Below are 14,398 nucleotides of genomic sequence, written 5' to 3'. Positions count from 1 at the left end.
CTCAAGTGGCCCCCCGCGGATCTCGTGCCGGGCAGTGCTCAGCTCTCCTGTTCCACCAGAGCGGTCTGCATCAGCCGTGCCCGGCGGCGGGCGACGTGCAGGGCTCGGCCGGGTGGCAGGTTCAAGGGCTTGGCGTCGCCGAAGAGGCGGCCCTCGGTGGGCGGGCAGGACAGCAGGACCGCCGGGTTGTTGGCCTCGTCGAGGCGGCGCAGCAGGCCGTCGCTGAGACCCCGGCCGGCGCCCATGGCGCTGCGGGCGACGACCAGGTGCAGGCCCATTTCGAAGCCGAGGGTCAGATGCTCGAAGAGCGGCTCGAAGGGGCTCTGGAAGGAGTTGCCGGAGACCATGTCGTAGTCGTCGACCAGGACGAACAGGCGCGGTCCGGTCCACCAGTCGCACTGGCGCATGCGGGCGGGGGCGATGTCCGCGCCCGGGACGCGGGTCTTCAGCGCGCGGGCCGCCCCGTCGATGGTCTCCTTGAGGTTGTCCAGGGAGATCACGTGCCCGATGCGGTACTCCTGCGGGACGGCGTCCACCAGGGTGCGGCGGTAGTCCACGACGATGATCTTCGCCTCGTGCGGAGCGTAGCGGGCGGTGATGCCCTCGGTGACGCGGCGCAGCAGGTTGGTCTTGCCGCTCTCGGTGTCGCCGACGACGATCAGGTGCGGAGTGCGGCTGAAGTCGTGCCAGACCGGTTCCAGCGCGTCCTGGTCGATGCCGAGCGGGAGACGCATGCCGCCGCCCTCGGTGGCCTCGGGCGCGGGGAGTTCGGCCAGCGGCAGCCGGTGCGGCAGCATCCGCACCTGCGGGGCGACCGGTCCCGACCAGTGCCGGGAGACCTCGGCGACCAGGTGGGACACGCCCTCACCCAAGTCGTCGAGGGAGCCGCTGCCGTCCAGGCGGGGCAGGCCCGCGAGGAAGTGCATCCCGCTGTCGGAGGTGATGCCGCGGCCGCCGCTGCGCGGCACGGACCGCGCCTTGCGGGTGTCGATCTCGGAGTCCATCGGGTCACCCATCCGCAACTCCAGCCGTGTGGCGGCCTGGTCGCGGACCTGGGCGGACAACTCCACCCAGCGCGTGGTCGTGATGATCAGGTGGATGCCGTAGTTGAGGCCGCGGGCGGCGAGTTCGTTGAACTTCGGGATCAGGTCGTCGTAGTCCTGGCGGACCGTGGACCAGCCGTCGACCACCATGAACACGTCGCCGAACGGCTCGTCGGAGAACTCTCCGGCGGCCCGGCGGCGACGGTAGGACTGCATGGAATCAAGGGTGTGGTCCACGAAGAACTGCTCCCGGCGGGCGAGCAGCGTCATCACCTCGGCCACCGCCCGGTGCACCCGCTCCGGGTTGAGCCGCGCCGCGACACCGCCGACGTGGGGCAGGGCGGCGAGCTGGGAGAGGCCACCGCCGCCGAAGTCGAGGCAGTAGAACTGGATTTCGGCCGGGGTGTGGGTGAGGGCGAGGGCGGCGATGAGAGTGCGGGCGAGGGTCGACTTGCCGCTCTGCGAGCCACCCGCGATGGCCACGTGCCCGCCGGCCCCGGCCAGGTCCACGACCAGCGGGTCACGGCGCTGCTCGAAGGGCTTGTCCACCAGGCCCACCGGCACCCTGAGCCGGCCGGTCCCGGACCACCCCGCCGCGGTGAGGCCGCGCTCGGGGCCGGGGGCGATGCCCGGCAGCAGGGCGTCCAGCGGGGACGGCTCGTCCAGCGGCGGCAGCCACACCTGGTGGGCGGGCGGACCGGAGTCGCGCAGCCGGTCGAGGGCCACGTCGAGAAGGGTTTCCTCGTCGCCGCTCTCCTCGGTCTCCGGCTCCGGCGCGGTGGCCGGGTCCAGCGTGCGCGGCACCACCCAGCCGCTGGTCCACGGCACCACCTGGCTGGCCACCCGGGCCTGCACCACCGCGCCGGTGCGCCGCCGGTACGTCCCGGAGGAGTAGGCGGCGCGGAACCGGGTCAGGGCCTCCACCCCGGATTTCAGATAGCCGCTGCCGGGCTGGGCCGGCAACTGGTAGGCGTCCGGCACCCCGAGCACGCCGCGGCTCTCCATGGCGGAGAAGGTCCGCAGGCCGATCCGGTACGACAGGTGGCTCTCCAGCTGGTGCATACGGCCTTCGTCCAGGCGCTGCGAGGCCAGCAGCAGATGCACCCCGAGGGATCGTCCGAGGCGACCGATCATCACGAACAGCTCCATGAACTCGCGGTGCGCGGAGAGCAGTTCACTGAACTCGTCGACCACCACGAACAGGCTGGGCAGCGGTGCCAGGTCCGCCCCGGCCGCGCGGGCCCGTTCATACTCCAGCGCGGAGGTGTGGTTGCCGGCGGCCCGCAACAGCTCCTGGCGGCGGATGAGTTCGCCGTGCAGGGCGTCCTGCATGCGCTCCACCAGGGCGACCTCGTCGGCCAGGTTGGTGATGACGGCGGAGGTGTGCGGGAGTTCCTCCAGGCCGAGGAAGGTGGCACCGCCCTTGAAGTCGACCAGCACGAAGTTGAGGGTCTCGGAGGAGTTCGTCAGGGCGAGGCCGAGGACCAGGGTGCGCAGCAGCTCGCTCTTGCCGGAGCCGGTGGCACCGATGAGCATGCCGTGCGGGCCCATGCCGCCCTGCGCGGACTCCTTGATGTCGAGCTCCACCGGGCGGCCGTCCACGCCGACGGCGATCGGCACCCGCAGCCGGCCGGAGCCGGTGTGCCGCTCGAAGAGGGCACGCGGGTCGTGCCGGTGCAGGTCGGGTATGCCGAGCAGGGTGGTCAGCTCGACGTCGGTGTCCAGCGGCTGCGCGATGTCGGTGCCCAGGCTGATACGGCGGGAGGCAAGCAGCCGGGCCAGGGACTCCGCGCCGAGCGGGCCCAGCCGGTCCGGCCGGCCGAGCGGCACCGAGCGCTCCTTGCGGCTGCGGTCGGTACGCACCAGGCTCACCTGGTCCGCCCCCACGGTCAGCCGCAGGGTGTTGCGGCCCGGCCGCCAGCGCAGCGCCCCGGAGACGTCGAGGGCCAGGGCGTTGCGGTAGCCGTGCCCCTCCCAGCGATGGCCCTCCGGCACGGTGACGCCGTCCAGGACGACGATCGTGTACGGCTCGTCGCGGCCGGGGCGGGCGTCCGGGTCGAAGCCGGGCCGCTCGGCGAACTCGGCGCCGAGCAGGTCGTCCAGCTCGGTGAGGTCGCCGGTGATGCGGCGGACCTGCCCGGCGCCGTCCTCCTCGTGCGGGTGCAGGGCGTGCGGCAGCCACTTCACCCACTCCCAGTCCGCCCGCCGCTCGTCGCTCACGCACAGCGCGATCCACAACTCCTCTGGGGCGTGGAACACCGCGAGCTGGCCGAGGAGGGCCCGCACCAGGGCCCGCGCCGCGTCGGCGTCACCCACGGCCGCACCGGCCGCCGCACCCGGGCCCGCGCCCACGGCCGCACCGGCCGTCGCACCCCGGGCCGAGCCCACGGCCGCACCCGTCGTCACGTCCGGCGCGGAGGAGCCCTCGCCGGGTGTCTCCTCGGGACGCAGCAGGACCCGGGCCGAGGAGCGCAGATACAGGCCGAGGGGCTGCTCGGGGATGGTGGAGTAGGCCCGGATGAAGCGCCGCAGGGCGTGCGCGCACAGCGGTTCCAGGTCCTCGACCGGCCGGGTGGAGACCGGCTCCAGGGTGAGGGCGAGCTGCTGCTCGCCGACCGCGAGCCGGACCTCGCCGAAGTCCTCGTCGGCCGGGCGGCGTTCCCACAGCCGCGAGGTGCGCGCCAGCGAGCGCAGGGAGGCCGGCTCCGGGTGGCGCCAGGCGAGCGCGCGCTGCTGCTCGGCGATGGTGGCCCGGACCCGCTTGCGGGTCTGCGCCAAGTACCGCAGGTAGTCGCGGCGTTCACCCTTGAGACGCTGCTTGCGCTCGCTGGAGCGGCGCATCAGCTGACCCAGCAGCATCGCACCGGCCGAGAGCGCCATCACGCCCATCGCCAGATACATGAAGACGCCGTTCCCGCCGCCCGGGCGCAGGAACATCAGCATCATCGAGACCGACATCAGCGCCATCGGCAGATAGGTCCACACGGCCGAGGTGTCCGGGACCGTCTCGGCGAGGACCGGCGGCTCCTGGAGGGTCAATTGCCCCTCGGGCATCTCCGGTCCGCGTCTGCGGGCCGGCCGGCGAAAGAGCACCACACTCAAGGAACGAAACCTCCGGTTTCACTGACTTTCCGGCCCGCGCCGAATACCGGTCCACCCGAGGAGGGGGAAACACCGGACCGCGCCGATTCTCCGGGCCCTCCGCGGCACGGTGAACGCCGTGACACGGTGAACGGCGGATGAATGTTTCCAACGGATTGCGGGGGTCGGCCGACTCCCGTGAGGCCGGCTCCGAACCGGACGAGGAGTCCGGACCGCAGCGCGATCCACCGGGTGCAGGCAGTAGTCTGCATTCACGGAACACGCCCTGTCCACGCGGGAGGTGACAGCGCGGGGAGGCAATTCCCGTTTTCGGCCCCCCGGTTCACCGCCGCGTCCGGCTTTCCGTACCCTTCGCACGTTCGCCTTGCCGGGGGGCAATCCTCCGGTCGAAGCCCCCACGGAAGACGAGAGTTCAGCTGATGACCGACAGTGCGGTGGCCGAGCTGTGCCGCCTGACCGTACGTGCGCCGAGCGTCTCCGTCGATCTGGCCGTGCCCGCCGACGTGCCGGTCGCCGACCTCCTGCCCACCCTGCTGCGCTACGTCGGCGAGGAGGCCGAGGAAGCCGGTCTCGACCACGCCGGCTGGGTGCTCCAGCGGCTCGGTGACGCCCCTCTCGACGAGGAGACCACCCTGGGGCGCGCCGGGCTCGCCGACGGCGCGGTGCTCTACCTGCGCCCGCACACCGAGGCGCTGCCCGAGGCCCGGCTCGACGACCTGGTCGACGGGATAGCCGACACCGCCGGCCGGCGGCTGCACGACTGGCACCCCGGGGCGGCCCGCGGCTTCCTCGTCGGTGCCGTGGTGGCGACCGTCCTGGCCGCCCTCGCCCTGGTGCTGTCGCCCGGCGTGACCGGCTCCACCTCCTCCCAGGCGGTCTGCGCGGCCGTGATCGGGCTGCTGCTGCTCGCGGGGGCGGGCTCGGCCAGCCGCGCGGTCGGCGACCGCCTGTCCGCGACCGCGCTCGGCCTGCTGGTCGCGCCCTGCCTGGCTTTGGCCGGCTGGCTGCTGCCCGGCGGCGAGCTGACCGGGCCGGACATCGCGCGGGTGGTGGGCGCGCGGCTGCTCGCGGCGGGCGCCGCGGGGGCGGGCGGCGCGGTGCTCGCCCTCGCCGCCACCGCGGTCGGCGCCCCGGCGCTGCTGGCCACCGCGGTGGTCGCGGTGGCCACCGCGATCGCCGGGGCCCTGATCGGTTACACGGGCCTGGACGCGCCCGCCGCGGTGGCGCTGGTGGCGGCCGTGGTCGCCCTCGCCGCGGGGACGGTGGCACCGTTCGCCTTCAAGCTGGCCGGGATGCGGATGCCCTCACTGCCGTCCTCCGCGGGGCAGCTCCAGGAGGGCATCGAGCCCTACGCGGGCAGCGAGGTCGCCGAGCGCACCGAACTGGCCGGGCGCTGGGTCACCGCGCTCTTCGCCGCCACCGGCGTCATCGCCGCGGCCGCCCTGGCCGTCCTCACCCGGCACCCGAACCTGCCCGAGGTGCTGACCTCGCTCACCCTGGGCCTGCTGCTGCTCCTGCACTCCCGCGGCCTGGTGCACATCGGGCAGCGCCTGACCCTGACGGTCCCCGGCCTCTGGGGGCTGCTGCTCCTCGCCCGCGCCTGGGCGGTGGACAGCGACGGCGACGGACGGCTGGTGGTCCTCGCCGTACTGCTCGCCGCCGCGGCCGCGCTCGTGGTCGCCGCCTGGACCGTGCCCGGCCGCCGGATGCTGCCGTACTGGGGCCGTGCGGCTGAACTGGCCCACACCGGCCTCGCGGTGGCGCTGCTGCCGCTCAGCCTGTGGGTGGCGGGGCTGTTCGGCTGGCTGCGCGGCCTGTTCGGCTGACCGGCCCCTGAACGCCACCACGTCGACGAGGAGTTGAGGAGAGGCCGTGCAGTCCAAGCGCGACCAGGTACACGCCCACAGTTTCATGATGGGCAGGCTCAGTTCGGGCCTGCTCATGGCCGACCCGGACGCCCCGGAGAGCCCGCTGGGCCGCACTACGCGCGGCGTGGTCTTCGGCGTCCTGGCCACCGTCCTGATCGGCGCCGGCGCCGTGGTCTACGGCCTGCTGCGGCCCGGCGGCAACGACGGCTGGCGCGACGGCGAGCACCTGGTCGTCAACCGCGACACCGGCGCCCGGTATCTGTGGACCGGCACCGACGGTGTCCTGCACCCGGTGCGCAACTACGCCTCGGCCCGGCTCATCGGCGGCTCCGACCTGCCCACCGCGGACGTGCGCACCCCCTCCCTGCGGGACGTCCCCGTGGGCGCCCCGGTCGGCATCCCCGGCGCCCCGGACGCCGTGCCCGACCCCGGCCGGCTCGACGACGGCCCCTGGCACCTGTGCGTGACCGGGCCGGGCGGGGCGCTGCCCGACACCTCAGGCGCCGTGGCGGACACCGGCGTGGACAAGCCCGGGGCCACCACCCTGGTCGCCGGGGCGCCCGTGGACTCCCGCGCAGTCGGCGCCGACCGGGGGGTGCTCGTACGGGGACCCGACGACACCGAATACCTGGTGTGGCGGGGCAGCAGGCTGCCCCTGGACCGGGCCTCCGACGCCCGCACCGCCCTCGGCTACGGCGCCGAGCAGCCGATGCCCGTCTCGGCGGCCTTCCTCGACGCCCTGGCACCCGGCCCGGCCCTGAAGCCGCCCGCAGTGCCCGGACGCGGCGGCAAGGGCCCGGACCTCGGCGGCGAACCCACCCGGATCGGCCAGCTGTTCAAGGTCAGCGTGCCCGGCGGCGGCAGCACCTACCACCTGCTGCGCGAGGACGGCCTGGTGCCGCTGACCCGGCTCGGCGCCGCCCTGGTGCTGGGCGACCCGGCCACCCAGAAGGAGGCCTACCAGGGGAGTTCGCCCGAAGCGCGCACGGTCGGCGCGGACGCGCTGCGCGAGCACCGGGCGAAGGACGCCGGCACGGCGAGCACGGCGGAGCTGCCGGACGCGCCGCCCGTGCCGCAGTCCGCGCCGCGCGGCAGCGCGCTGTGCGCCCAGGTGGACGGCGGCGACGGTGGCGCCCGGATCAGGTCGGTGCTGGTCCCGCTGGCCAGGCTCGCCCCGGTCGCCGTGCCGGACGGCACCGCCGAGCCGCTGGAGCCGGCCTGCGCGCCGACGGACGCCACCGTGGTGCGGCCCGGCAGCGGCGCCCTGGTCAGGGCCCTGCACGCGAGCGGCGCCGCCCACGCGGGCACCACCTATCTGGTGGCGGAGAACGGTGTGAAGTACCGCGTGAGCGACAAGAGTTCCCTTGCGGCACTCGGATACGGGCCCTCCGACATCGGCTCCGTTCCGGCCCCCCTGCTCGCGGCGCTCCCGACCGGAGCGGACCTCGACCCGGCCGCCGCGTCCGGCGCCGGCCGGCCGGGGGTCACGGCACCCGCGTGCGGTGCCGCGCCCGACGGTACGCGACAGCGGAAGGCGAACAGCGGCAAGGCGGACAAGAGCGGCAAGGCGGGAGCGGCGGGCACCGCTCCCAGAACCGGCACCGCAGGCTGATCGCGGCAAGGACCGCAAAGGGCGGCGAAGGAAAAGAAATCACCGGCCGGACCGGGGCCATTTCGAGCCGAATGAAAGCTCAGGAAAAGCTCAAGTAATCCGCTCGGTGTGACGCGCGGAATACCGTGGCTGTACGCGGATCCGAAACGGTCCTTCCCGATGACCGTTCGGCTCCCCGGCGTGCCCGTTTCCCGCCCGAATTGCATGCGTCCGCCGGACGTCCGGGGTTCTTCCCGCCCGCCCGGCGGCCGAACCCGTTCATCCGGGCGTGACCCGACCGCAACTCCGTTGCCGGGCAGCCGAATTCCATCCGTCTGACCTATGCTCAAAAAGTCACCGATCGCGTTGCGCGGAACTCCGGGACCTCTTTAGCCTCGGCGTGCAACGGTGCCACGAGACCTGCCTGAACGAAGGGAACGCGACATGGCGGACAGCGCCGCGAGGAAAGCGGACTATGCCAAGGGCTTGGGGGGCGTCTCCTCCCTGGAGTCGGCCCGGGACCAGGTCGAGAAGATCCAGAACAACGTCGCCGAGATCGCCGCGCGTTCGGGTGTCGGCGGCGACGAGGGCCAGGCCCTGCTGAAGCTCTTCCGCAGCTGGAACGCCGAGGCGCAGAAGGTCGTCATCCAGATCAGCAAGATGGTCGACGCGCTCCAGGAGAACGTGACCTCCGCCAACCGTCTGGCGAAGGAGAACCAGGACCTCACCGAGATCCTCAACAGCAAGACCAGCCAGGGCGTCTTCGAAGCGCTGCGCTGACCCACCCCCCCCGCGCGGCACCGGCCCCCTTCCGGCGAGGCCGTACCCCGTGAGTTCCGCCGGGCTGCACGCCCGGCCCCCCCCCCCCCGAGAGGAGACGTCATGGCCGACGGCATCATCGACGTGCAGTACGGCAAGGTCCGGCACGCGGTCGAGGAGCTGATGGACCAGACCCAGGCGATCATCAAGACCCTCAACAACCTGGAGGACGAGCTGAAGCCGCTCGTCATGTCCTGGGAGGGCTCGGACCAGCAGACGTACCGTGAGGTCCAGGCCGAGTGGGACCAGGCCACCAAGAACATGGCCCAGCTCCTCGGCGACAACGGTGAGCTGGTCCAGATGATCCACGACAACCACTCCCGGGACGAGCGCCGCAGCGCCGACAACTGGGGCGGCGTGCGGGCCCGTTAGGGTTCCGGGGACGTGCTCGGGCCCCGGGTCCGCCGCGACGGCGGCCCTGCCGGAGCCGTCCGTACATCGCCCGCGTACGTCCGGCGTACGTCCCCTGCGTCCGCCCGGTGTGCGGCCCCGGCATCCCCGCGGTGCGGCCGCCGATGCCCGTCCGGTGTGCGGCCCCGGCGTCCCCCGCGTGTGCGGCCCGGCGTCCGGCGGGCCCGATGGGTCCGGAGCGCCGGTGCGCCCGTCCGGAAGGCGGCGGGCGCGCCCACGCCACGTCCGGGCGGGCGCCCGCCGGGGCCTCGCGGTCGCGCGGGGCGCCATCCGGGCGGCCCCCCATCCCCCTTCCGGCACCAAGCGGCAGGAGAGCGTCCCATGGCCGGTGAGAAGGCCGACGTCAAGCACTTCGACCTCAAGCAGATGGAGAACTTCCGGGACAACGAGGTGCAGCCGGTGTACACCGCCGCGAAGAAGCACCGCGAGCAGGGCGACGGCAAGAGCGTCCGCCCGCTCGGCCAGCTCATCGACGGGCACACCACCCCGGACAACCTGGACCAGAAACAGCAACTCCTGCGCATAGGCAAGATGGTCACCGATCCGCTCGTCTCGGGACCGGCGCTGATCGAGGACATCCGCGGCGCGGCCGAGGCCATCGACAAGCTGCTCGGTGACCAGATGGAGCTGTTCAAGGAGTTGAAGGAGGCGCTCTCCGACACGATCGAAGAGGCCAACAAGACCAAGAACAAGAACCTGGACGCCATCGACGCGCAGACGCTGCTGCAGACCTTCGAGGACGTCGACACCCTCACCGCCGGCACGTCCGGCACGACGGACGAGGACGACTGACCCCCGCGCCGTGCGGGCTGCGGCCGCCCGGCACACCTCCTCGAGACAGGGACCCGGCTGTGAATCCGCGTGAGGACGCGGTGCGCCGGCACGGACGACGACCGACCAGAAAGGGTGCCCGGTGCCCGAGCGGTACGACCCCACATCCGGTACATACATCTCCGACATGAACAGCCGGACCGACTCGTCGTCCGACACCTGGGCCACTCTGGTCACCCACATCACCGGCTATCCCGTGCCGGACCGGAACACCGTCTTCGACACGCTCCGCTCCGACCACGGCGGCAAGCTCTTCCGGATGGACATCAAGGAGCGCGGCCTCGGCCTGCTCGTCAAGGATTCCGGCTTCCTGACGAACAAGGGCGAGGACTACGACATCTGGTTCTTCAACGGCGGCAAGAAGAGCTCGATCATGCAGGCCCGGATCGTCTTCGAGGGCCGCGTCAAGGTCGGCGACGAGGTCGTCTTCGCCGAACCCGGCTCCGACAACGTCAACGACGTCCAGGTCCGTGAGGGCAACGAGTTCACGGACTACAACAAGGACAAGATGAGCACCATCCCGCTCGCCCGGTACATGAACGGGCCGCGGGCTGCGCTCCTGGAACTGCTGACCGGCAACACCCAGAACGCCCGGTTCAGCAACCTGGGTGTGCCCGGCGCCGACGTGGTGGACCTGAGCTCGTTCACCCGCACCGGCGAGTCCTTCGACTTCGCGGCCAAGTTCTTCAAGGACTACGCGCCGGTGCTGAAGGACTGGGAGGACCGGTTCGGCCGGGACGACGCGAGCTGGAAGGGCGAGGCGGCGGAGGTCTTCCGCAGCCTGCTGAAGAAGATCCGCGAGAACTACGACAGTTACGTCGAGACCTTCAACACGGCCGTCACCGGCGACAACACCGGTGCCGGCGCCACGGTGTACTCGCGTGCCCTGTCCCTGGGCCGCACGTACCTGGAGGAGGCGGCCAGGGAACTGCTGAACGCGTGGCTCGCGTGGGCCAAGTCCCCCTACTACGACCCGCACCGGGTGCTGCGCTACGTCCTGGACGAGCTCGCCCAGTGGGTCAACGACAACAACGTCATGAAGACGGACATCAAGGCGTCCAGCACGCGCTACAGCACGAGGGTCTACCACAGCCCGAAGGAGGGGTTCACGCAGGTGCACCCCGAGTACGGGGACCTCACCGACGTCGCGAACTGGGCGAAGGTCGGCGACAAGGCCGTGAAGATCTGGAACCGGGGTGTCGACAAGTACCTGGGCGAGCCGGCGGCCAAGGTGCAGTCCACGCTGAACAACCACTTCCTCGACCTGGGCAAGGACTTCTCGGGGAACATCCCCGAGCCGAAGTCCACCAGCACGGCCTCCGAGGAGTACGAGAAGCGGAAGCTGAAGGAGGAAAAGGACGAGATCAACCGGCAGAACGAGGAGAACAAGAAGTATCAGGACGAGCTGCGGGAGGAGCAGAACCGGCAGCGGGAGGAGGACAAGAAGTATCAGGACGAGCTGCGGGAGGAGCAGAACCGGCAGCGGGAGGAGGACAAGAAGTATCAGGACGAGCTGCGGGAGGAGCAGAACCGGCAGCGGGAGGAGGACAAGAAGTACCAGGACGAGCTGCGGGAGGAACAGGACCGGCAGCGGGAGGAAGACAAGAAGTACCAGGACGAGCTGCGCAAGGAGGCCGAGCGTGAGGCCGAGGAACAGCGGGCGAGCCTGGAGGACAGTCTGGGCGGCCTCAACGATCCCAACGGGGTCGGCGAGCAGAACCTGAACGGCCTCGACGACCTGCTCAACCAGAGGGCGTTCACCACCGAGAGCCCCGGCGACCTCAACGACGTGAACGCGCTGGGCGGCTCCGGTGAGCAGGGCCCCCTGGGCCCGGTCCCGAACGTCCAGAACCTCGGCAGCCTCGGCGGCCTGAACAACGCCCGGGGCGGGACGGACAATTCCGTCAACGACGCGATCAACCAGAACCTCGGCAGCCTCGGCAACCTGAACGGCACCGGCGGCTCCCTCAAGACCCCGACCGGCGGCAGCACCCGGCTCGACGACGGCAAGCTCACCACCGCCTTCCCGGACGGCAGCGGCACCAGCTTCGACCCGGACAACGGGGTGCTCACCACGACTCACCCGGACGGCTCGGTCACCACGCAGAACCTGGGCGACGGTGTGAAGGTGACGAACCCGGACGGCTCGGTGACGTCGCTGGGCGACGACGGCAAGCTGACCACCACCTTCCCGGACGGCACGGTCCAGAAGGTCGACCCCGCGACCGGCCGGACCACCACCACCGACCCCGACGGCAGGACCGTCACCGAGAACCTCGGCAACCTGGGCAACCTCAACGGCAGCCTCGGCGGCGACGGCGTGCTCGACACCCCGACCGGCGGCAGCACCCAGCTGACCAGCGGCGGAGACGTGACCACCGACCTCCCGGACGGCGGCGGCACCAGCTTCGACCCGGACAACGGGGTGCTCACCACGACTCACCCGGACGGCTCGGTCACCACGCAGAACCTGGGCGACGGTGTGAAGGTGACGAACCCGGACGGCTCGGTGACGTCGCTGGGCGACGACGGCAAGCTGACCACCACCTTCCCGGACGGCACGGTCCAGAAGGTCGACCCCGCGACCGGCCGGACCACCACCACCGACCCCGACGGCAGGACCGTCACCGAGAACCTCGGCAACCTGGGCAACCTCAACGGCGGCAATTCCCTCGGCGACCTGGGAAATCTGGGCGACCTGAACTCCGACCTGCCGACCGAGTCGATCGGCGACCTGGGCGACCTCGGAGACCTCAACAGCGGCCGGGCAGACGGCCTGGAGACCCCGACGGGCGGCCACACCGCCTACGACGACGGCGACTTCACCACCACCTTCGCGGATGGCGGCAAGGCCACCTTCGACCCCGACAACGGCATGCTCACCACCACCCGCCCGGACGGCACCACCACGGTCACCGACCTCACCCACGGCGCGAAGGTGACCAACCCGGACGGCTCACAGACCTTCCTCGACGACGGCCGTCTGACCACCACCTTCCCCGACGGCAGCAAGCAGGTCATCGACCCCGACACCGGCATCGCCACGATCACCGACCCGCAGGGCAACACCGAGAAGACCGACCTGCGCGACCTCGACTCCTCCGGCGGCAAGGACGTATCGGACCTGCTCGACGACCTCGACCGGACCGGCCGCGACGGCGTCACGAGCCGGGACGTGCCGTTCTCCGAGCTGGGTCTCGGCGGGGGCGGAGGCGGCGGCGCGAGCAGCGGGGGAGCCGGCGGCGGCCTGTCCGGGGCGGGCGCCCTCTCCCCGGAGGTCACCGCCACGAACGGTGTCGCTCCGCTGTCCGACAGCGCCACGAACCAGTCGGGTTCCCCCCTCCAGTCGACCGCCGGGGCCGGCACCCCCGGTACCCCCGGCGCTCCCGGGACGCCCGGCACCCCCGGCATGCCCATGGGCGGCATGGGCGGTATGGGCGCCGGCGCGGGCGGCGAGAAGGGCAACGGCGAGCGGGTGCGCGCCGTCCTCGTCGACGCCGTGGAGGAGAGCGAACGCCGCAACCGCCGACGGCGCAACCCGTGGCACCGGCAGGAGGACAACGACACCTTCCTCGCACCGGCCTCCCGGGTGGCGACCACCGGCGGCGACTCACCGGAGCGGGAGGCGGAGCAGGACAACAGGTCCACCAGCTCCGCCGGCTACCTGGAAGAGGACGTGGACGTGTGGGGCACCGAGGAGGGCGGCAACCCGGCCGTCATCGGGCGGTGAGCACGGTGACACCCCGCGGGCACCGGACCCGGCTTTCCCCGCTCCGCCCTCACCAGGCAAGATCAGCACAGCAGTTCACGCCCCGGGTGCCGGGTCCAACGGCACACACGGGGGTCCGACACGGAAGGGCGGAGCGGGAGTGACAGAGCCGCTGGAGAAGCGCTTGGAGAAGGCGATGGCCGAACTCCACGCCGCTCAGGAGGCGGTCGCGCGCACCGAACGCGAGCTGCGTCAGGCGTCGTTCGCGGTGCAGTCCTCCGACCGCGCGGTCCGCGCCACCGTGGGCCCCCAGGGCGAGCTGACCGGCATCGAGTTCCTGGACCACAAGTACCGCGACATGTCCCCCCAGGAGCTGGCCGCCAGCGTCCTGGAGGCGGCGAGCGCGGCGCGTCTGAAGATGAACCGGCACGTGATGAAGGCGATGGCGCCCTTCACCGAACCCAGCAGCGGCGTACCGGAACTCAAGGGCTTCGAGCTGGACTGGGAGCGCATCTTCGGCCCCGAGGTCCTGCGGGAGGACGACGACAAGGCGCACGGCGACCCGGCCACCCCGGCCTGGCGGGACGCGCTCGGCGAGGACGGGGAGGACTGACGATGGGACAGCGCTACTACGTCGACCCGCACCGCATCGAGGCCCTGGCAGGGCAGCTGGAGGAGATCGGCTCCCTGGCCAGGAGCATGACCGAGGAGTTCCTCGACGAACTGGCCCCGACGGTCTCGTGGCCCGGCAATGAGGGCGAGTTCGCGGAGAAGGCCAAGCCGCAGGAGCAGAAGGAACGGCAGACCACCAAGGAGACCATGATGTCGTTCCGCGACGCCCTGGTGGAGATCACCGACGCCACGGTGGCGCAGGTCCGGATGATGAAGACCACCCGCGACCGCAACATCGAGGAGATCGAGCGGAACAACAGCGTCCTCGACACCCACGGCCTGAACGGCGACGGCGGCCCGGGCGGGCATGGCCGCCGCTGACCTCCGCATCCACGGCCGCTCCCACGCCCTG

Annotated in this window: 9 protein-coding genes; 8 read left to right on the top strand and 1 reads right to left on the bottom strand. The window is 71.9% G+C overall.

All coding sequences use genetic code 11. The features are described 5' to 3' along the window. Window positions 1–38 precede the first annotated feature (38 nt). Window positions 39–4,097 (bottom strand): type VII secretion protein EccCa, encoded by a 4,059-nt coding sequence (eccCa, locus tag BJ965_RS09030; protein ID WP_184908201.1) that lies wholly within the window; start codon window positions 4,095–4,097, stop codon window positions 39–41. A 467-nt stretch (window positions 4,098–4,564) separates the two neighbouring features. Between eccCa and eccD the strand changes: the two genes are divergently transcribed. The 8 genes from eccD to BJ965_RS08990 all read left to right on the top strand — a co-directional run bounded on the left by eccD (window position 4,565) and on the right by BJ965_RS08990 (window position 14,367). Beyond that, window positions 4,565–5,971 (top strand): type VII secretion integral membrane protein EccD, encoded by a 1,407-nt coding sequence (eccD, locus tag BJ965_RS09025; RefSeq protein ID WP_184908200.1) that lies wholly within the window; start codon window positions 4,565–4,567, stop codon window positions 5,969–5,971. Between the two features lie 46 nt (window positions 5,972–6,017). Further along, window positions 6,018–7,625 (top strand): type VII secretion protein EccB, encoded by a 1,608-nt coding sequence (eccB, locus tag BJ965_RS09020; RefSeq protein WP_184908199.1) that lies wholly within the window; start codon window positions 6,018–6,020, stop codon window positions 7,623–7,625. 423 nt (window positions 7,626–8,048) lie between these two features. Continuing rightward, the gene (locus tag BJ965_RS09015; RefSeq protein WP_184908198.1) at window positions 8,049–8,384 is read left to right on the top strand and encodes a hypothetical protein; all 336 of its coding nucleotides are present in this window, start codon (window positions 8,049–8,051) and stop codon (window positions 8,382–8,384) included. Between the two features lie 102 nt (window positions 8,385–8,486). After that, window positions 8,487–8,795: a WXG100 family type VII secretion target gene (locus BJ965_RS09010; RefSeq protein ID WP_030838417.1), complete on the top strand. Its 309-nt coding sequence runs from the start codon at window positions 8,487–8,489 to the stop codon at window positions 8,793–8,795. A gap of 360 nt (window positions 8,796–9,155) precedes the next feature. Next, on the top strand, window positions 9,156–9,626 hold the full coding sequence (locus BJ965_RS09005; protein ID WP_184908197.1) for a type VII secretion system-associated protein: 471 nt from the start codon (window positions 9,156–9,158) through the stop codon (window positions 9,624–9,626). A 121-nt stretch (window positions 9,627–9,747) separates the two neighbouring features. Then, window positions 9,748–13,395 carry an AAWKG family protein gene (locus BJ965_RS09000; RefSeq protein WP_449343236.1) on the top strand — a complete coding sequence of 1,216 codons (3,648 nt, stop codon included), beginning with the start codon at window positions 9,748–9,750 and terminating at the stop codon, window positions 13,393–13,395. A 139-nt stretch (window positions 13,396–13,534) separates the two neighbouring features. Next, window positions 13,535–13,987 (top strand): YbaB/EbfC family nucleoid-associated protein, encoded by a 453-nt coding sequence (locus BJ965_RS08995; protein WP_184908195.1) that lies wholly within the window; start codon window positions 13,535–13,537, stop codon window positions 13,985–13,987. 2 nt (window positions 13,988–13,989) lie between these two features. Continuing rightward, window positions 13,990–14,367, top strand: coding sequence for a hypothetical protein (locus tag BJ965_RS08990; protein WP_030838425.1), 378 nt, complete (start codon window positions 13,990–13,992; stop codon window positions 14,365–14,367). Window positions 14,368–14,398 lie beyond the last annotated feature (31 nt).

The sequence above is a fragment of the Streptomyces luteogriseus genome (genome assembly GCF_014205055.1).
GTDB classification, from domain to species: Bacteria; Actinomycetota; Actinomycetes; order Streptomycetales; family Streptomycetaceae; genus Streptomyces; species Streptomyces luteogriseus.
This window is presented reverse-complemented; position numbering and strand designations above follow the sequence as displayed.